Annotated in this window: 17 protein-coding genes; 3 read left to right on the forward strand and 14 right to left on the reverse strand. The window is 60.0% G+C overall.

What is annotated here, in order from left to right; genetic code table 11:
• Window positions 1–2010 carry a TPM domain-containing protein gene (locus F4V60_RS08680; RefSeq protein WP_075731244.1) on the forward strand — a complete coding sequence of 670 codons (2010 nt, stop codon included), beginning with the start codon at window positions 1–3 and terminating at the stop codon, window positions 2008–2010.
• 37 nt (window positions 2011–2047) lie between these two features.
• Here the strand turns inward: F4V60_RS08680 and F4V60_RS08685 are convergent, their stop codons facing one another.
• Genes F4V60_RS08685 through F4V60_RS08695 form a run of 3 tightly spaced genes read right to left on the reverse strand, consistent with a single transcriptional unit; the run spans window position 2048 to window position 4533 of the window.
• A complete protein-coding gene (locus F4V60_RS08685; RefSeq protein ID WP_174775541.1) occupies window positions 2048–2632 on the reverse strand; it encodes a hypothetical protein in 585 nt (194 codons plus the stop codon).
• Window positions 2633–2637: 5 nt separating this feature from the next.
• On the reverse strand, window positions 2638–3153 hold the full coding sequence (locus F4V60_RS08690) for a hypothetical protein (RefSeq protein ID WP_307722796.1): 516 nt from the start codon (window positions 3151–3153) through the stop codon (window positions 2638–2640).
• Complete coding sequence (locus F4V60_RS08695) at window positions 3154–4533, reverse strand: glycine--tRNA ligase (RefSeq protein ID WP_075730220.1); 1380 nt, start codon at window positions 4531–4533, stop codon at window positions 3154–3156.
• A gap of 238 nt (window positions 4534–4771) precedes the next feature.
• Between F4V60_RS08695 and F4V60_RS08700 the strand changes: the two genes are divergently transcribed.
• Both F4V60_RS08700 and F4V60_RS08705 read left to right on the forward strand, forming a co-directional pair.
• Window positions 4772–5074 carry an ArsR/SmtB family transcription factor gene (locus tag F4V60_RS08700; RefSeq protein ID WP_373862528.1) on the forward strand — a complete coding sequence of 101 codons (303 nt, stop codon included), beginning with the start codon at window positions 4772–4774 and terminating at the stop codon, window positions 5072–5074.
• Window positions 5075–5154: 80 nt separating this feature from the next.
• Window positions 5155–5577, forward strand: a complete 423-nt coding sequence (locus tag F4V60_RS08705) for a Fur family transcriptional regulator (protein ID WP_075731250.1) — start codon at window positions 5155–5157, stop codon at window positions 5575–5577.
• 31 nt (window positions 5578–5608) lie between these two features.
• Here F4V60_RS08705 and F4V60_RS08710 read toward each other — a convergent pair whose 3' ends face one another.
• From F4V60_RS08710 to hemW, 11 genes are all read right to left on the reverse strand, one after another.
• Window positions 5609–6370 (reverse strand): isoprenyl transferase, encoded by a 762-nt coding sequence (locus F4V60_RS08710; RefSeq protein WP_075730222.1) that lies wholly within the window; start codon window positions 6368–6370, stop codon window positions 5609–5611.
• 19 nt (window positions 6371–6389) lie between these two features.
• Window positions 6390–7106 (reverse strand): DNA repair protein RecO, encoded by a 717-nt coding sequence (gene recO / locus F4V60_RS08715; RefSeq protein WP_075730223.1) that lies wholly within the window; start codon window positions 7104–7106, stop codon window positions 6390–6392.
• Window positions 7107–7109: 3 nt separating this feature from the next.
• On the reverse strand, window positions 7110–8126 hold the full coding sequence (gene era / locus F4V60_RS08720) for a GTPase Era (RefSeq protein ID WP_075730224.1): 1017 nt from the start codon (window positions 8124–8126) through the stop codon (window positions 7110–7112).
• A gap of 79 nt (window positions 8127–8205) precedes the next feature.
• Entirely contained in the window at window positions 8206–9054 is an 849-nt protein-coding gene (pdxY, locus tag F4V60_RS08725; protein ID WP_075730225.1) for a pyridoxal kinase PdxY, read from the reverse strand.
• A 49-nt stretch (window positions 9055–9103) separates the two neighbouring features.
• Complete coding sequence (gene pyrG, locus F4V60_RS08730; RefSeq protein WP_075730226.1) at window positions 9104–10741, reverse strand: CTP synthase; 1638 nt, start codon at window positions 10739–10741, stop codon at window positions 9104–9106.
• Window positions 10742–10908: 167 nt separating this feature from the next.
• The gene (ybeY, locus tag F4V60_RS08735; RefSeq protein ID WP_075730227.1) at window positions 10909–11523 is read right to left on the reverse strand and encodes an rRNA maturation RNase YbeY; all 615 of its coding nucleotides are present in this window, start codon (window positions 11521–11523) and stop codon (window positions 10909–10911) included.
• 3 nt (window positions 11524–11526) lie between these two features.
• Window positions 11527–12507 (reverse strand): PhoH family protein, encoded by a 981-nt coding sequence (locus tag F4V60_RS08740; RefSeq protein WP_075730228.1) that lies wholly within the window; start codon window positions 12505–12507, stop codon window positions 11527–11529.
• A gap of 9 nt (window positions 12508–12516) precedes the next feature.
• On the reverse strand, window positions 12517–13242 hold the full coding sequence (locus F4V60_RS08745) for a 16S rRNA (uracil(1498)-N(3))-methyltransferase (RefSeq protein ID WP_075730229.1): 726 nt from the start codon (window positions 13240–13242) through the stop codon (window positions 12517–12519).
• 63 nt (window positions 13243–13305) lie between these two features.
• Complete coding sequence (dnaJ, locus tag F4V60_RS08750; protein WP_075730230.1) at window positions 13306–14448, reverse strand: molecular chaperone DnaJ; 1143 nt, start codon at window positions 14446–14448, stop codon at window positions 13306–13308.
• Window positions 14449–14561: 113 nt separating this feature from the next.
• On the reverse strand, window positions 14562–15590 hold the full coding sequence (gene hrcA / locus F4V60_RS08755; protein ID WP_075730231.1) for a heat-inducible transcriptional repressor HrcA: 1029 nt from the start codon (window positions 15588–15590) through the stop codon (window positions 14562–14564).
• Between the two features lie 5 nt (window positions 15591–15595).
• The gene (hemW, locus tag F4V60_RS08760; RefSeq protein WP_075730232.1) at window positions 15596–16738 is read right to left on the reverse strand and encodes a radical SAM family heme chaperone HemW; all 1143 of its coding nucleotides are present in this window, start codon (window positions 16736–16738) and stop codon (window positions 15596–15598) included.
• Window positions 16739–16864 lie beyond the last annotated feature (126 nt).

Genomic DNA, 16864 nt, shown 5'->3' on the forward strand with positions numbered 1-16864 from the left:
ATGAATACACGCTCCCGCGCCGCTTCGCGTATCGGCCGCGCCGCCATTGCGGCCCTGTTTTTTGGATTAGCCACCGCCTCGCCCGCCTTTGCCGCAACGGCTCCCACCGCGGTGGTCGCTGCCCCCGCCCCGGGGAGCATCTCCGCTCGCGTCACCGATGAAGTTGGGGTTCTCTCCCCCAGCGACAAGTCGCAATTGGAGGAGAAGATCAAGCAGCTGCAAACGGACAAGGGTGAGCTTCTTTATATCCTCTTCGTTGGAGATACGGGCACCAATAGCACCACTTATGCGGAGAACATCGTTAGCGCACGCGGCGATAACACCGCTGCCTATGTCGTGGACGTGGCTGCTAGGCAAACCGGCGCGGCGGCTGGAACGCGTTTTAGTTCGGCCTCTGCTGGAGACCTAGACAATGCCGCACAAAGCTACTTGGCCAATGATGACTGGGCTGGAGCTGCCAACGCCGTGGTCGATACCGCAACCTCTGGGGCCGCAGGCTCAGGTTCGGGCGCCGGCTGGCTCGTCGGCGGGGCCGGTGCAGTCGCCGTGGCCGGCGGCGGTATCTGGGCGGCCACCCGCCGCAAATCCAAGGCCCAGGCAACCCAGACGCTGGAGGCCGCACGCGAGATTGCTCCAAGTGACACCCAAAGCCTCGACCGGCTCCCCGTCGAGACGCTAGATGCCTTGGCACGCGAGGAGCTTGTCTCCGCGGATGAATCCATCCGGCGCGGCAAAGAAGAGTTGAAGATCGCCATCTCCGAGTTTGGCCCTGAGCGCACCCGCGCATTTACCAAGGCCATGAATCACTCCACCACCACCTTGCAGCGAGCCTTTTCCCTGCGCCAGCGCCTCGATGACGCCATCCCGGAGTCCCCCGCCGAAAGGCGTAGCATGCTCGTGGAGATCATCTCCTCCTGCGGGCAAGCAGATGACGCGCTCGACCAACAAGCGCAGGAGTTCGCCAAGATGCGAGATCTCCTCATCAACGCACCCCAGAAGCTGGATGAGCTTACCCAGCGCACCGTGGACCTGCGGGCGCGGTTGCCCCACGCCCAAGAGACGTTGCAGACACTCACCTCCCACTACCCAGCGGAAGTCTTGTCCTCCATCGCAGACAATGCGGAGATGGCAGAGGTCTCCTTGAACGAGGCCGAGAAGTCCGTCTCCAGTGGCCGTGAGCTGGCCGCAGCACCGGCGGGCCAACAAGGCGGCCTCGTCGCGGCTATCCGCGACGGTGAGCACGCCATCGAGATCGCAGACCGTCTACTCAGCGGCATCGAAAATGCAGAGACCAATATCGCCGAGGCCAATGCCAACCTAGCGAGCCTCATCACCGAAATCGAGGAGGAGATCTCCGAGGCCCAGCAGCTGGAGGCACAGGGCAAGTCTCAAGGAACAAAGGCCGATTGGGACAGCCTCGAGGAATTGCTTGCTCGCGCACACACCGCAGTTGAATCCGCCCGCGCCGAGGGCACACAAGATCCCTTGGGCAGCTATAGCTCGCTGATGGCCATTGACACCGAGCTCGATGATCGCCTCGACCGAGTGCGCGAGAAAACCTCTTCTCATGCCCGCCAAATCGCTCTTTTCAAGCAGCAGATCTCGGTAGCGGAATCCAATATTCAGGCCGCAGACGATCTCATCTCCTCGCGCGGGCGCATCATTGGTTCTGGTGCCCGTACCGCCTTGGCCGATGCCAAGCACCTCCACGCCGAGGCCCTTCACCTTGAGCGCAGTGATATTCGTGCGGCTCAAGACTCCGCACGCAGGTCCGTCAACGCTGCCCAAACCGCGCTTAAACGAGCTAAGGACGACATCGACAATTATCGTCGCCGGCAGATGCAGCAACGCGGTGCCTCGACCGCGGGCAATATCGTCACTGGCATGGTGCTGGGCCAGATCCTCGGCGGAGGTGGCCACGGTGGTGGATTCGGAGGCGGATTTGGCGGCGGCGGCTTCGGTGGAGGCGGCGGCGGCTTCGGCGGCTCCAGCCAGGGCAGCGCCTTCTAGGCCCCGTGCGGACTGCTCTAGGTCTCCTACGCTTGTCTTAGCCGCGGACAATGCGCGGCGAAGCATCGAGCAGATAGCAGCTATAGCTGAGTACTATCGCGTCGAGCAGGGGGATATCGCGGTGGAAACTCACCCGCAGATCCCCGTTGAATCGGGGCTCGGTGTCAAACAGTGCGTTAGTAGACAATACCGCGCCGTTTCGTTGCTCGGTTGCTTCCGCAACTGCGGCAACGATAGTGCGCATGCGCTTTAGGGGTGTGCTCCTCTTAAGAAGATAGAAGCGCTCCTCCACCGCCATTATGGGGTCCTTGCTGTCGGCGCAGCGAGCGCGAAGGGTAGCTACGCTGAGCCCTGCTTGACGCACCTCGCACGTAAAGCCCTCTGGGCCTGTGGCTCGCAGGTAGAAGCGGGAGGCGCTGGGGCTATCGAGAGAGCTTCCTAATTCCAGTTCGGAGCCGTCGGTCAGGGCCGAGCTGGAAGTTACATTCAGGCGCTGGGCTGTGACGGCGGCTAGGGTTTGCCCAGCATCACCGTAAAGCGTGCCTGAGTGCCACTTCCACTGGGCACTCGGTTGTGCGCCGGATGCACCCGGCTGCTCTCCCAGTGGCCCCTGCCCCGCCACGGACATCAGAATACGAACAGGGCCAAGACCGCAACGATGGACATCAAGACCAAGGTCGCAATGATTGCCACGGACTTGCTCTTAGTGTTGGCCTCGAGGATAAGCCGACTAAACCAGCTCAGCGCGATGATTTCAACGTCACTGAGGTCCTTGTAGTCTTCATCGAATTCGAGGATGGATTCGCGCACGCCAGAGTTCTTCGACGAGAACTGGGCAACCTTGGACTCATCGACGTCCTCGATGATCCAGTTTCCACCATTCTCGTTGAGGAAGGTAAAGGTGCGCCCATCAAGGGAAGCCTCGAGACGCTTGTCCCGCCCCAGGTTTCCCGCAATGCGCATAACCCGGCCGTCCTCGAGCGTGGCTGAGGCACCAAGGTCTTTGGTGACGTCTAGGCGCCAATGAGTGCCGGAGATCTCGGCGGAGTTCCCGGAGAAACGGCCATAAGCTGCCGGCCCGCCCTCCTTGACCAGGACGAGGGTCTCCCTGTCGGTACGGTCCCAACTGGTGTAGCTAATCATCTAGCAACCAATCAGACGCGCGGCGAGGTAGGCCTCCAGATCAGCAATCGGGACGCGCTCCTGTTCCATGGTGTCGCGCTCACGAACGGTGACGGCGTTGTCATCGAGGGACTCGAAGTCGAAGGTGACGCAGAACGGGGTTCCCACCTCGTCCTGGCGACGATAGCGGCGACCGATGGCGCCGGAGACGTCGAAGTCCACGTTCCAGTTCTGGCGCAGCTTCTGTGCGATCTCCTTCGCGGGGACCGATAGCTCGTCCTTCTTCGACAGCGGGAGCACCGCCACCTTGACCGGTGCGAGGCGGCGGTCAAGACGCAGTACCACGCGAGTATCGGTGCCGCCCTTGGAGTTGGGAACCTCTTCCTCGTCATAAGCGTCAACGAGGAAAGCCATCATGGAACGTCCTAGGCCTGCGGCAGGCTCGATGACGTAGGGCACCCAGCGCTCGCCGGTGGTCTGGTCGAAGTAGGAAAGATCCTCGCCAGAGCCCTTGGAATGGACGGTGAGATCGTAATCGGTGCGGTTAGCCACACCCTCGAGCTCGCCCCACTTGGAGCCGGTGAAACCGAAGGCATACTCTACGTCAACGGTGCGCTTGGAGTAGTGCGAGAGCTTTTCTTTGGGGTGCTCATAGAGGCGAAGGTTCTCTGGCTTGATGCCCAGATCGACGTACCAGTTATAACGGTCATCGATCCAGTACTGGTGCCATTCCTCGTCCTCTCCTGGCTTAACAAAGAACTCCATTTCCATCTGCTCGAACTCGCGCGTACGGAAGATGAAGTTACCCGGCGTGATTTCATTGCGGAAGGACTTACCAATGTTGGCGATGCCAAAAGGTGGCTTCAAACGCGCAGAAGTCATGACGTTCTTGAAGTTGACGAAGATGCCCTGAGCGGTCTCTGGGCGCAGGTAGTGCAGCCCCTCCTTGTCATCGACCGGGCCTAGGTAGGTCTTGAGCAGGCCGGAGAAAGCCTTGGGCTCGGTCCAGTTGCCGGGCTGACCGGTAACCGGATCGTTGATGTCAGCCAGACCATTCTCCGGTGCGTGACCGTGCTTTTCCTCATAGGCCTCAAGCAGATGATCCGCGCGGTAGCGCTTGTGGGTGTAGAGGGATTCCACGAGCGGGTCAGTGAATACCTCAACGTGACCGGAGGACACCCATACCTGGCGCGGCTGGATAACCGAGGTATCCACGCCCACCACGTCATCGCGTGACTGCACCATGTGGCGCCACCACTGGCGCTTGATGTTTTCTTTCAGCTCCACACCCAAGGGGCCGTAGTCCCAGGCCGAGCGCGAACCGCCGTAGATTTCACCTGCCTGATAAACCAAGCCACGACGCTTACACAGGTTGACAACGGTATCGATGACGGACGCCATTTTTCCAAGGACTCCTCTGGTAGGGGACAGTCTTTCAACAAAAAGTTTCTACAGTTTCCGCATTATTCCCACGTGCGGCGCAGGCGCCGCGGGCATGCAACGCACACAAGTCTAGCTTGCGCTTAAAGGCAGCGGGCGCCGAGGTCTCCAAAGCGACGTGGCTCACCACAATTACCGTTATTGAGGTTTTAAGGTATGCTCGAAATATCTACCGGCCAACAGGTATTAAAATACGAAGGTGATAACCGTGTCTCTAACAAAACTGGCGTTCAACGCCCAAGCTGCCGCAAAGGTCATAGGAGCTTTGGACTCTCCTCTCCGCATCGCCATCATCACTCTCCTTGCAGAACGCGACCACTTCGTCCACGAGCTCGTTGCCGCGACTGGCAAATCCCAGCCGCTCATCAGCCAGCACCTCCGTGTGCTCAAGCAAGCAGGAATTGTTGATTCCAAGCGCTCTGGACGCGAGGTAACCTACATCCTCATCGCCCCTTGCGTGCTGGGACTGCTTGCCGACGCCGCCTCGGTGCTGGAGCGATAAAGCTCCAGCAACAGCGTTCCCGAACGTTCCTAAACGTTCCCGAAAAACGTTATTGGTAGTGGATTGGTAACATGGTCTACATGGCCATCCATGACAGCATACCCAAACTCGGCTCTCGGAACACCAAGCAGCGTGCCGCCGTGGTCGAAGTTTTAAGGGACATGGACAACTTTGCCTCGGCAAAAGAAATCCACAACCAGCTCCTCGATCGCCAACAAAAGGTGGGGTTGACCACCGTCTATCGCACCCTGCAGTCTTTGGCGGATATTGCCGCTGTTGACGCACTACACATGCCCTCCGGGGAAACCCTCTATCGGCATTGTGAATCCAGCCACCATCACCATCACTTGGTATGCACCAAGTGCGGGCGCACTGAAGAAATTGACGGCGGACCCATCGAGAAATGGGCCTCATCTGTGGCCAAGCAATATAACTTTGAGCTCACCGGGCATGACGCAGAAATCTTCGGGGTCTGCGCCCAGTGCCGCGCGGCTAATCGTTAGCTGCCTCCTTCAAGCCTCTCTCACCACGCTGCTACTTGGTGCCGCCGAAACGCCGGTCGCGGCGCGCGTACTCCTCGACTGCAGCGAAGAGATCCTCCGGACCAAAGTCTGGGAAGAGCTTGTCTTGGTACACCATCTCCGCGTAGGCCGACTGCCACAGCAGGAAATTTGAGGTCCGCTTTTCCCCACTGGGGCGCAAGAAGAGGTCGACGTCTGGCATCTGCGGGTCATACATATAAGCACTCAGCATCGACTCAGAAATCTCCTCCGGTCGCACTTTCCCGCTCGCTACTTGCTGAGCGAGGGAACGCACACCGTCAACGATCTCTGCGCGCCCCCCGTAGTTGACGCACATCACCAGAGTCATCGCGGTGTTGTCTCTAGTTAGCTCTTCCGCCTTCTCCAGCTCCTTGAGGACCGAGCGCCACAGCCGCGGGCGGCGTCCCGCCCACACGACGCGCACTCCCCTCTCGTTGAGCCACTCGCGCTGGCGGCGCAACACATCGCGGTTAAAGCCCATAAGGAAACGCACCTCATCGGGGGTGCGCCGCCAGTTTTCGGTGGAGAAGGCATAGGCGGACAGATAAGGAATGCCCATGGCGAGGCAGGCATCCACGACCTCAAGGAGCACCGCCTCTCCCCTCTTGTGCCCTTGAGTACGCGGCATCCCGCGCTCTTGGGCCCAGCGCCCGTTGCCGTCCATGACGAGGGCGATATGGCGCGGCAGAAACTCAGCCGGAATCTGTGGAGGGTGGAGAACTCGGTTTCGATCTGGGGTAATCACGCGCTTCATCTTAATACCCCGCCGAGTTTTATTGATCCATGACCGAGAGTGCGGTGACCTTCCTCTCGATATGCCACTGCAGATGAGCCCGAATCAGGCGATGAGCCTGCGCCGCCTGTTCCGGGGTAGGCTGCGTCTTTTCGTCGCACGCCAGCAACCACATGTGATGCAGGGTCTCCGGATCCACCTCGGCCGCTCCCGGTGGCCGGCAGCGATGGCACGCAGCGCCGCCCACAGCCGGGTGAAAGGCGTGATGCGGACCCGGCCGCTGGCATTGGGCGCAATCAAAGAGGCTCGGGGCCCAGCCAGCATGTGCCATTGCACGTAACAAGAATCCATCGAGAACGTGCAGAGGATCTTCCTCCTGGATGCGACGCAGGGCGGCGGTCACTGCCTCGTAGAGATAGGGATCCTTATCCGCGTCGGCGAAAGCGAGGCGCTCGGCTGATTCTAGTGCGGCGCAGGCAGCAGTGTAGCGCTCGTAGTCCTCGATTATCTTGGCGCCATAATAGTTCACGGTATCGGCCTGCGAAATCGTTGCCAGATTGCGCCCCGGATACAGCTGAACATCCAAATCCACGAAGTGCTGGAGCCGCGAACCGAAGCGAGACTTGGCGCGACGTACGCCCTTGGCTACACCGCGCACGAGTCCGTGGTTCTTGGTCAACAACACGATGACGCGGTCGGCCTCCCCGAAGTCATAGGTGCGGATAACCACGGCGCGATCCCGGTATGACTCCCGCATAGCTTAAAAGCCTAGACGCCCCAGGAACTTCGGGTCAGATTGCCAGTTCTTCAGCACCTTGATACGCAGGTCGAGATACACGTTCTGCCCGAGCAGCAAGATGATCTCCTTGCGGGCGGTGCCGACGATGCGCTTGAAGCGGCGCCCGTCTTTGCCTTCGAGGATGCGCTTTTGGCCAGGGCGTTCGACGTACAAGATGGCGTGGACCTCCAGCACTCCCGGGCGAGTCTCGCTCGGGAGCATCTCATCGACCTCGACAGCAACTGAGTGCGGCAGCTCGTCCTTGAGGCCCGAGAGAGCTGATTCACGGATAAGCTCCGCGATCCGCTTCTCCTGCTGCTCATCAGTGACGTGATCTTCCGGGTAGAACTTCGGCCCCTCCGGCAGGTGGTCAACGATGACCTGAAGCAGCTCATCGAGCTGCACATGCTCGGTAGCAGAGACTGGAATGACCACTGCCTCCGGGTTTTCCTCACTGAGCAGAGAATGCAACTCGAGCAGCTGCGCCCCCACTTGATCCTTGCTGGCCTTATCCAGTTTGGTAACGATGCCGATGATGGGAGTGCGCGGGGCTACCTTGCGCAGGTTCTCGAGAATCCATCGATCGCCAGGGCCAATCTTTTCATCAGCCGGAACGGTAAACCCGATGACATCAACGTCGGCATAAGTATCCTTGACCACCTCATTGAGGCGCTCACCGAGTAGGGTGCGCGGGCGGTGCAGGCCAGGCGTATCAACCACGATGACCTGGGCGTCTTCGCGGTGCACGATACCGCGGATGGGATGGCGCGTAGTCTCCGGCTGGTCAGCGGTAATGGCAATCTTGTGCCCTACCAGCGCGTTAGTCAGCGTGGACTTGCCGGTGTTGGGCCGGCCCACGAAGGAGACGAACCCGGAGCGAAAGCCCTCCGGGATCTCGGTGAAAGCGGAGTAGTCACCCGCAGCCGGGTCACCTGCGGGGGGTTGTTCAGACTCGTCAGGCATGGCGGCCTCGAATTGTGCATCTATATCGGAACTCATTGCTCAATATCATAGCCCACGAGTGAACTCTTCCTTGCATGTTCATGCACGAGAGACGAACACCACCCCGCACAAGCTTCTAGAGCTCTTCGACGGAGAACTGCATACGCGGATGCGCGAACACTTCCTGGGACTCGACGAGCAAAAGCTCGCGCGACTCCGCCTCGAAAGTATTTGACAGCAAGTCAAAGACAGAGGATGCCGTGCGCTGCAGGGCCACCTTGACGCTGTTGGTCTCCAGATAATGCCCGGTGAAGAGTGCCGCAGTGACATCTCCGGAGCCATTGCGCTTGAAGGGCAGGAACGGGGTGGCCACGAGGTAGGCGCGGTCTCCGTCCACCGCGAGCATCTCAATGACATCATCTGCAGTCTCTGGCCTCTTCACGGAGGTAACCAGCACGGTCTTCGGTCCGATGTCCTGCGCAGCCTTGACCGCGGCCAGAGTCTGCTCAAGAGTTTCGACAGGGTGGCCGGTGAGGTAGCCCAGCTCAAACTGATTCGGGGTGATGATATCGGCGACTGGAACCACCTTATCCCGCAGCAGCGGCGGGATTTCATCGGAGACGAAGCAGCCAGACTTGGCGTTACCCATCACCGGATCGCAGGCATAGAGCGCCTCTGGGTTGACGTCCTTGATGCGCCGAACGGCATCAACAATAGCGCCGGCAATATCCGGGCCGCCCTGGTAACCAGAGAGAATTCCGTCGATCTGTCCAAATACTCCGCGGCGCTCGATGCCGTCGATGATGCTCGTGACCTCGCTCGCCGGAACCATCATTCCGCCCCAGTCACCGTAGCCGGTGTGGTTGGAAAAATTGACGGTGTGCACCGGCCATACCTCGTGGCCGGCACGCTGCAGCGGAAAGACCGCGGCGGAGTTTCCCACGTGCCCATAAGAGACGTGGGACTGGATAGATAGAATATTCATGAAACCTATCTTGCTACTGATAAGGCGGGCGCGCCAAAAAACGTGGAAATTACTTGTTGAGGGCGGCGCCTACAAGGCCGTCGAAAAGCGGGTGCGGACGCGTGGGGCGCGACTTGTACTCCGGGTGTGCCTGCGTAGCCACCATATAAGGATGGACCTCGCGGGGGTACTCCGCGAACTCAACGAGCTCACCATTGGGCGAGGTGCCGGAGAACACCAGGCCGGAGCCCTCACTGATCTGCGCACAGTAGGTGTTGTTGACCTCATAGCGGTGACGGTGGCGCTCGGAGACCTCAGTCTTGCCATAGGCCTCGGCGACCACGGTTCCCTGCTGCAAAGACGCGGGATAAGCGCCTAGACGCATGGTCCCGCCCAGGTCTGCCTCACCTGTGACGGCCGCCTTTTGCTCCTCCATGGTGGCAATAACCGGCGCGGATGTCTCGGGGTCAAACTCGGTAGAGGAGGCATCTGCGATGCCGGCGCGACGCGCGGCTTCAAGGACCATGCACTGCAGCCCCAAGCACAGCCCCAGGAAGGGAATCTTATTCTCCCTGGCATAGGTGATGGCTCCGATCTTGCCCTCGATGCCGCGCACCCCGAAGCCACCGGGAACGATGATTGCGTCACAGCCGCGCAGTGCGCCAGCCGCGTCATCCTCGCATTCGTCGGAGGCGACCCAGCGAATAATCGCCTTGGCGTTATGGGCAAAGGCTGCGTGGCGGGCGGCCTCGGCCACGGAGAGATATGCATCAGGCAAGTCAATATACTTGCCCACGATGGCCACGGTGACCTCACGCTGTGGGTGGTGAACGCGATCGAGCAGCTCGCCCCACTGGGTCCAATCCACATCGCGGAAAGGCAGCCCTAGCTTGCGGATGACGAAGGTATCGAGGTGCTCGCGGTAGAGGACCTCAGGGATGTCGTAGATGGAAGGAGAATCGGGGCAGGAGGTAACGCCCTCCTCCTCGATGTCACACATCAAGGCAATCTTGGTCTTCAGCGGCTGCGGAACCTCGCGGTCACAGCGTAGAACCACGGCGTCTGGCACGATACCAATTGAACGCAGCTCGGCCACCGAGTGCTGGGTGGGCTTGGTTTTGAGCTCTCCGGAGGGAGCCAGGTAAGGAACCAAGGAACAGTGGATGAAAAAGATATTTTCCCGGCCCACGGCATGACGCACCTGGCGGGCGGCTTCGAGGAAAGGTTGGGACTCAATGTCTCCGACGGTGCCGCCAATCTCAGAAATGACGACGTCCGGTACATTTCCTTCAGCATCAGCTTCAGCCATGGCCAGGACACGAGCCTTGATCTCATCCGTGATGTGCGGGATGACCTGGACGGTCTTACCCAGGAACTCGCCGCGCCTTTCTTTGGCGATGACGGAGGAATAGACCTTACCGGTGGTCACGTTGGCGTTCTTGGTTAGATTGCGGTCAAGAAAACGCTCGTAGTGCCCGAGGTCGAGGTCAGTTTCGGCGCCGTCCTCGGTGACAAAGACCTCGCCGTGCTCGAAGGGGTTCATCGTGCCCGGATCGACGTTGAGATAAGGATCGAGCTTCTGCATGGTCACGGAGAGCCCGCGGGAGATAAGGAGCTGGCCAAGCGACGCCGCCGTTAGCCCCTTCCCCAAGGAGGAGACGACTCCTCCGGTGACGAAAATAAACTTGGTCTGACGCGAGGTGGTCATAGTGGGCCTTCCTAGGCGGCCCTGCGAGGCAGGCGTATAAAACGCGAAAATCCGCAGGAACATGTGCAATTACCTACGGGCTTCCATGATAACACGTATGTCAACAAGCAACCAATTGTGCAATAGAAAATGCGCAATAAAACTGGGTGAGCCTCGGGCGAGGGGACTTAAGAGTTTTCTTCGGGTTTCGCTGGCTCTCCCACCGCCGGAATGCCACCGCCAGGGACCTGCTTATCGAGGTCCGCGCGCTCGGCGGCATCCGGAAAGGCCTTGGGACCACTGGGCTTAGGGTGAAAGCTCACGCCCCGCTCGGCGAGGTTGTCATACCAATCAGCCAACAACTCGTTCTGCAGGCTGAACATCTCCTTCTCCTCTGCGGGAGTGGTGTGGTCATAGCCCAAAAGATGCAGGCAGCCGTGCACCGTCAGCAGTGCCAGCTCGTGCCCCAAGGAGTGTCCCGCCGCCTGCGCTTGGCGCAGGGCGAACTCGGGGCACAACACGATATCCCCCAACATGGCCGGTCCGGGATCGGCGGCATCTGGGCGCGGGGTCAAAGCCCCCGGAGTGATCTCATCCATGGGAAAGCTCATCACATCCGTCGGCCCCTCCAGATCCATCCACCGCACGTGCAAGTCTGCGATGGTCTGGAGGTCTACTGCGGTAATCGTGCATTCCGCATCGGGGTTGATGTCCATGGCGCCGAAGGCGAATGAGGCGACATCGATAAGCATCTCTTCGTTGACACCATCGAAGCCGGACTCGTTGATGAACTCTATAGACATTTTCTACTGCTCTTTCTCGTACTTGGCGGCTTTGCGCTCATCGAAGCTCTCGTAGGCATTAACGATGTGGCCGACGAGCTGGTGACGCACCACATCCTCCGCGCGTAGATCTGCGAAGTAAATATCGGGGACCCCATCGAGGATATGGCGCACCAGTCGCAGCCCGGAGACCTGCCCACTCGGCAGGTCGACCTGCGAGATATCACCGGTGACCACGATCTTGGAGCCGAAGCCCAGGCGCGTCAAGAACATCTTCATCTGCGCCGGGGTGGTGTTTTGGGCCTCGTCAAGGATGACGAAGGCGTCATTGAGCGTGCGTCCACGCATATAGGCCAAGGGGGCGACCTCGATGATGCCCGCCTCCATCAACTTTGGAATCATCTCCGGATCAAGCATGTCACGCAAGGCGTCATACAAGGGGCGCAGGTAAGGATCGATCTTGTCATTGAGGGTGCCTGGCAAGAAGCCAAGCTTCTCCCCTGCCTCGACCGCAGGACGGGTCAAGATGATGCGGGAAACCTGCTTGGACTGCAAGGCCTGGACCGCCTTGGCCACGGCGAGATAGGTCTTACCTGAGCCGGCCGGACCAACGCCGAAGACCACCGTATTATCGTCAATGGCCTGAACATATTCGGACTGACCGACGGTCTTGGGGCGAATGGTCTTGCCACGGCGCGAGACAATATCGGCCGCCAAGGCTGCGGCGACGGATTGAGGCGCCTCGACTGCAATGAAACCAAGGGTGTGCTTGACGGTCTCCGGATTAACGGCATGACCACGGCGAGCCACGGCTTCTAGCTCCTCCAGAAGCTTGCTGGCTCGCGCCACCTCATAATCCGGGCCCGTCACCGTGACGGTGGTGCCGCGCGCAAATACGTCAGCGTCGAGCACATTATTGATTACGCGCAGGTTCTCATCCGCGTTGCCCAAGACGGTGGCAACGTAGGCGGAGTCGAGTTCCAGTTTTTTGGTGATTATAGGCACGTACTCAGGCTACCAGCGTGGCGTGCGCATTCCGATGGCGGCAAGCGCAACCATAGCTGCGCTGGCGGTGCGCAAGACCTCGGGGCCCAGTTTGATGGGCTGCGCGGGCAGCTTAGCCAACTCATCTGCCCCGATTCCCCCCTCCGGACCAACGAGAATATAGACGGTTCCTTGCAAGGGCACGTCCCGGATGGAGGCCGTGGCTTCCTCATGGAGAACATAGGCGCAGCTGCCGGAAATCTCCTGTGCCAGCTGCGCTGTGCTCAAGGGTCCGCGCACCTGCGGAATCCTCGCCCTACGTGACTGCTTCGCAGCCGCCACGGCGCTCGCCTGCCACTTGGCTAGCGCCTTGGCAGCTTTCTTTGGATCTGCCCACTTGGCCACGCAGCGCTCTGCTTGCCAAGCAATGATCTCATCGGCACCCGACTGCGTGGCCAAGTCCACCGCGAGCTCGGCTCGCTCCGACTTGGGAATGGCTTGAACAACTACCACCCGCGGCTGCGGCTCGCGGGCCTGCGCCACGGAGTCTGCCACGGCGCTAAGGCCATCCTTTCCCGTGGTAGCGGTGACGGTGGCCTCAACGATGCTCCCAGTGCCGTCGATAAGCTTGAGGCGCTCGCCCGGTTCCAGACGCTTGACGGTCACTGCATGCCGAGCTTCAGCCCCCTCGAGGGTGACCTGCTGGCCCATCTCAACACGCGAGAGGTCAGGGTGGATAAATACCGGGAGAGACATGGCGGCCAAATCCTCAGGGTTGCTGGAGGGTGCTGACGAGTTCTAATGGGGGTTTGAGCGGTTCTAACGGTTACGGAAGCGGTCCCGGATACGCGAGAAGAAGGACTCTTCCTGTCCGTCACCGCTGCGACGCACACGGGTATCCTCGCCGCGCGAATCCCGGATCTTGAGCAGAAGCTCTCGGGTGCGCTTGTCCATCTCCTGCGGGACAACCACATCGACGTGCGCGAAGAGGTTTCCAAAACCATCGGTGCGCAGCCGCGGCATGCCGTGGCCTGTAACCTCGATGGACTCGCCCGGCTGCGTGCCCGGCGCGATGTCGATGGTGAGCTCCTCGCCGTCGAGCTGCTCGATGTCGAAGCTCGTGCCCAAGGCTGCGTCCACCATGGGAACACGCACGGTGAGGTGCAGATCATCCGCATTGCGCTCAAATACCGCGTGCGCCTGCGTGCGGACCTCGACAAAGAGATCGCCGGCCGGACCGCCACCGTGGCCCACCTCGCCCTGGGAGGCCATGCGGATGCGCATCCCATCGCCGATTCCGGCGGGAATGGTCACTGTAATATCGCGGCGCTTCTTAACACGGCCATCGCCGCCACACTGCTTGCAGGGATCGGTGATGATCTCCCCGAAACCCTGACACCGCGGACAAGGGCGGCTGGTCATAACGTTGCCGAGGAAGCTGCGCTGCATCTCTTGGATCTCACCAGCACCCCCACAGGTGGGGCAACCAACCGGCTTAGCCTGCGACTCCGAACCCGTACCCGCGCAGTGATCACAGATAACGGCGGTATCGACGGTAACGACTTTCTGCACACCGGAATAGGCCTCTTCCAAGGAAATGGACGTGCGCAACAGGGCATCATTGCCCGGTTGGACGCGTGAGCGCGGGCCACGGGAGGCACCGCCGCCGAAGAACTCGGCGAAGATATCCCCGAGGCCGCCCCCTGCAAAACCGCCGAAGTCCGCACCGCCACCGCCGCGCTGCTCCATGGGATCTCCACCCATATCCACCACGCGGCGCTTTTGCGGGTCAAGCAGGATCTCTTGCGCTAGCGATACCTCGCGGAAGCTCTCGGCGGCTTCCTCGTCCCCCGGGTTAACATCCGGGTGGAACTTGCGGGCTAGCTTGCGATAAGCCTTCTTAATTTCCGAGTCCGAGGCGGACTTATCGATACCGAGAATGCCGTAATAATCACGAGCCACTTTAAGAAATATTCCTTCTCACTAGTCAGTTGGGTCTTCTGATTTGAACTGTCAGAACTGAACAGCTGGGTTGAACAGTCTGGGTTAAACAGTAGGTGTTGAGTTTAACCGGATTACTTGCCGGCCAAAATCTCACTCACATAGCGTGCAACAGCACTCACCTTGGACATTGTTCCAGAATAGTCCATAAAGGTAGGGCCGACGACTCCGAGTCCGCCCAGAGTTGCACCTGGGGAACCATACCCTGTGGCGACCACCGAGGCTTGACGCAGCTGGTTTTCCTCGTTTTCTTCACCGATGACCACGGAAACATTACCTAGGTCCGGCACCCGCGCCAACAACTTGAGCACCACGACCTGCTCCTCGAGCACCTCGATGATGGAGGGCAACCCCTGGGGGAACTCACGCGCAACGCGGGTGAGGTTGGAGGCCCCTGCCATGAGCAGACGATCAGAGGGTTGCTCCACCAGCGTCTCAACAAGGACGGTTGCTGCCTTGCGCAGATAGGGGCGAATATCTTCTGCGGCTTCGTGGACAAGAGGCTCGAGTTCGGCCGTGGCCTCGGCCAAGGTCTTTCCGGACAATGCATTATTGAGCACATCACGCAGGCGATGAGTCTGCGCCGGGTCAATGCTGCCGTCCAACTCGACATTGCGCTGATCTACCCTCCCGCTATCTGTGATGAGCACGAGCAACAGACGGCGCGGTGAAAGCTCGACAACTTCGCAGTGTTTAACGCGCGAGACTTTGAGATTGGGCATCTGCACCACCGCAGCCTGCTTGGTGATCTGCGCCAGTAACTGTACGGATCTGCGGAGCACGTCCTCCAAATCCACTCCGCCTTCGAGGAAGGTCAACATGGCGCGACGCTCGGGCGCGGACAGAGGTTTTATCTCATGGAGGCTGTCAACAAACTCACGATAGCCTTTCTGCGTGGGTACACGCCCGGAGCTGGCGTGTTGTTGCGCGATGAGCCCCTCCGATTCCAGCACCGACATGTCGTTGCGGATCGTGGCCGAGGAGACCCCCAAGTGATAGCGCTCGAGAAGAGATTTAGAACCAACGGGTTCTTGGGAAGCGATGTAGTCCGCAATGATTGCGCGCAGCACTTCCTTGCGGCGGGCCTCAGTTGAAGTGGACATGAGCCTTATTCTACTTCCTCCGCAACTAAGAGATCCGTCACGATGCCATCCGCGAGCAGGCGTCCGGCCTTGCTCAACTTCACACGGTCCGCGTCTACGTAGACGAGGCCCTGGCTTGAGAAACGCTCTAGAACTGGCGCTGCGTGCTCGTCGAGCCACTGACGGGGGATGCCCTGACTCATGCGCAGTCCCAACATCACCTTCTCTGTGTGACGCTCCTGCGGACTGAGCTTCTCGCGTTCTTTGATGGGCAAATGCCCCTGACCCAGCTCCGCAACGTAGCGCGCGGGGTGCTTCACGTTATAGAAACGCTCATCCTCGAGGTGCGAGTGGGCACCCGGGCCCGCTCCCCACCAGTTTCCGTCGACCCAGTAGAGGCTGTTGTGCCGGCACTCGCCACCAGGCTTCGCCCAGTTAGAGACCTCATACCAATCAAACCCCGCCGCCTCCAGAGTCTGCGAGATGAGTTCGTAGCGGCGGGCCAGCACGTCCTCATCCGGCGCAGGAAGAATCCCTTTGGATACCTTGCGCGCCATGCGGGTGCCTTCCTCCACGATGAGCGAGTAAGCACTGACGTGGTCCACGCCTGTCTCGAGGATTCGCTCCAGCGTGCGCGCGACGTCCGCATCGGTCTCGGTGGGGGTGCCGTAAATCATGTCTAGGTTGACGTGCTCAAATCCTGCGGCGCGTGCCTCCCGGGCGGCGTCGAAAGCGCGCCCTGGGGTATGCGCGCGCTCCAGGACACGCAGCACGCCTGAAGAAGCCGATTGCATTCCGAGGCTCACACGGGTGAACCCCGCCTCATGGAGGGAGGAAAAGTACTCCGGCGAAGTCGATTCCGGGTTCGATTCGGTGGTTACCTCAGCCCCGGCGCTCAGTCCAAAGGTTTCTCGCACCGTATCGAGAATCCGACTCAAACCGCCCGCGCCCAGCAGGCTCGGCGTTCCGCCACCGATGAATACCGTTTCGGCTTGCCTCCCGACGCGCTGTGCAGCAAGACTGAGCTCCTTATCCAAAGCATCGAGGTAAGGGCCGGTGAGATCTCGTGGTGATCCGAGCTCACCCGGAGTGTAGGTATTGAAATCACAGTAGCCACAGCGTGTGGAGCAAAAGGGCACATGGATATAGACGCCAAAGAGAACAGTCATGGTTTAAAGCCTAACGAGGGGTGCACTAAATAGCCGAAGCGGGCGTTTTCCATGTAGTATGTTTCCAGTTTCCCAAGTACAGAAAGGCACCTTCAGTGGAACCTCCGAGTCGATGTCCCCGCTCAA

This window comes from Corynebacterium flavescens, assembly GCF_008693105.1.
Classification (GTDB): domain Bacteria; phylum Actinomycetota; class Actinomycetes; order Mycobacteriales; family Mycobacteriaceae; genus Corynebacterium; species Corynebacterium flavescens.

Excerpts from the sequence above, each read along its gene's own strand:
- pyrG (WP_075730226.1), bottom strand. The coding sequence starts at position 10,741 with ATGACCACCTCGCGTCAGACCAAGTTTATTTTCGTCACCGGAGGAGTC.
- F4V60_RS08680 (WP_075731244.1), top strand. The coding sequence starts at position 1 with ATGAATACACGCTCCCGCGCCGCTTCGCGTATCGGCCGCGCCGCCATT.
- recO (WP_075730223.1), bottom strand. The coding sequence starts at position 7,106 with ATGCGGGAGTCATACCGGGATCGCGCCGTGGTTATCCGCACCTATGAC.
- ybeY (WP_075730227.1), bottom strand. The coding sequence starts at position 11,523 with ATGTCTATAGAGTTCATCAACGAGTCCGGCTTCGATGGTGTCAACGAA.
- F4V60_RS08705 (WP_075731250.1), top strand. The coding sequence starts at position 5,155 with ATGGCCATCCATGACAGCATACCCAAACTCGGCTCTCGGAACACCAAG.
- pdxY (WP_075730225.1), bottom strand. The coding sequence starts at position 9,054 with ATGAATATTCTATCTATCCAGTCCCACGTCTCTTATGGGCACGTGGGA.
- F4V60_RS08745 (WP_075730229.1), bottom strand. The coding sequence starts at position 13,242 with ATGTCTCTCCCGGTATTTATCCACCCTGACCTCTCGCGTGTTGAGATG.
- F4V60_RS08690 (WP_307722796.1), bottom strand. The coding sequence starts at position 3,153 with ATGATTAGCTACACCAGTTGGGACCGTACCGACAGGGAGACCCTCGTC.
- era (WP_075730224.1), bottom strand. The coding sequence starts at position 8,126 with ATGAGTTCCGATATAGATGCACAATTCGAGGCCGCCATGCCTGACGAG.
- F4V60_RS08695 (WP_075730220.1), bottom strand. The coding sequence starts at position 4,533 with ATGGCGTCCGTCATCGATACCGTTGTCAACCTGTGTAAGCGTCGTGGC.
- hemW (WP_075730232.1), bottom strand. The coding sequence starts at position 16,738 with ATGACTGTTCTCTTTGGCGTCTATATCCATGTGCCCTTTTGCTCCACA.
- F4V60_RS08710 (WP_075730222.1), bottom strand. The coding sequence starts at position 6,370 with ATGAAGCGCGTGATTACCCCAGATCGAAACCGAGTTCTCCACCCTCCA.
- hrcA (WP_075730231.1), bottom strand. The coding sequence starts at position 15,590 with ATGTCCACTTCAACTGAGGCCCGCCGCAAGGAAGTGCTGCGCGCAATC.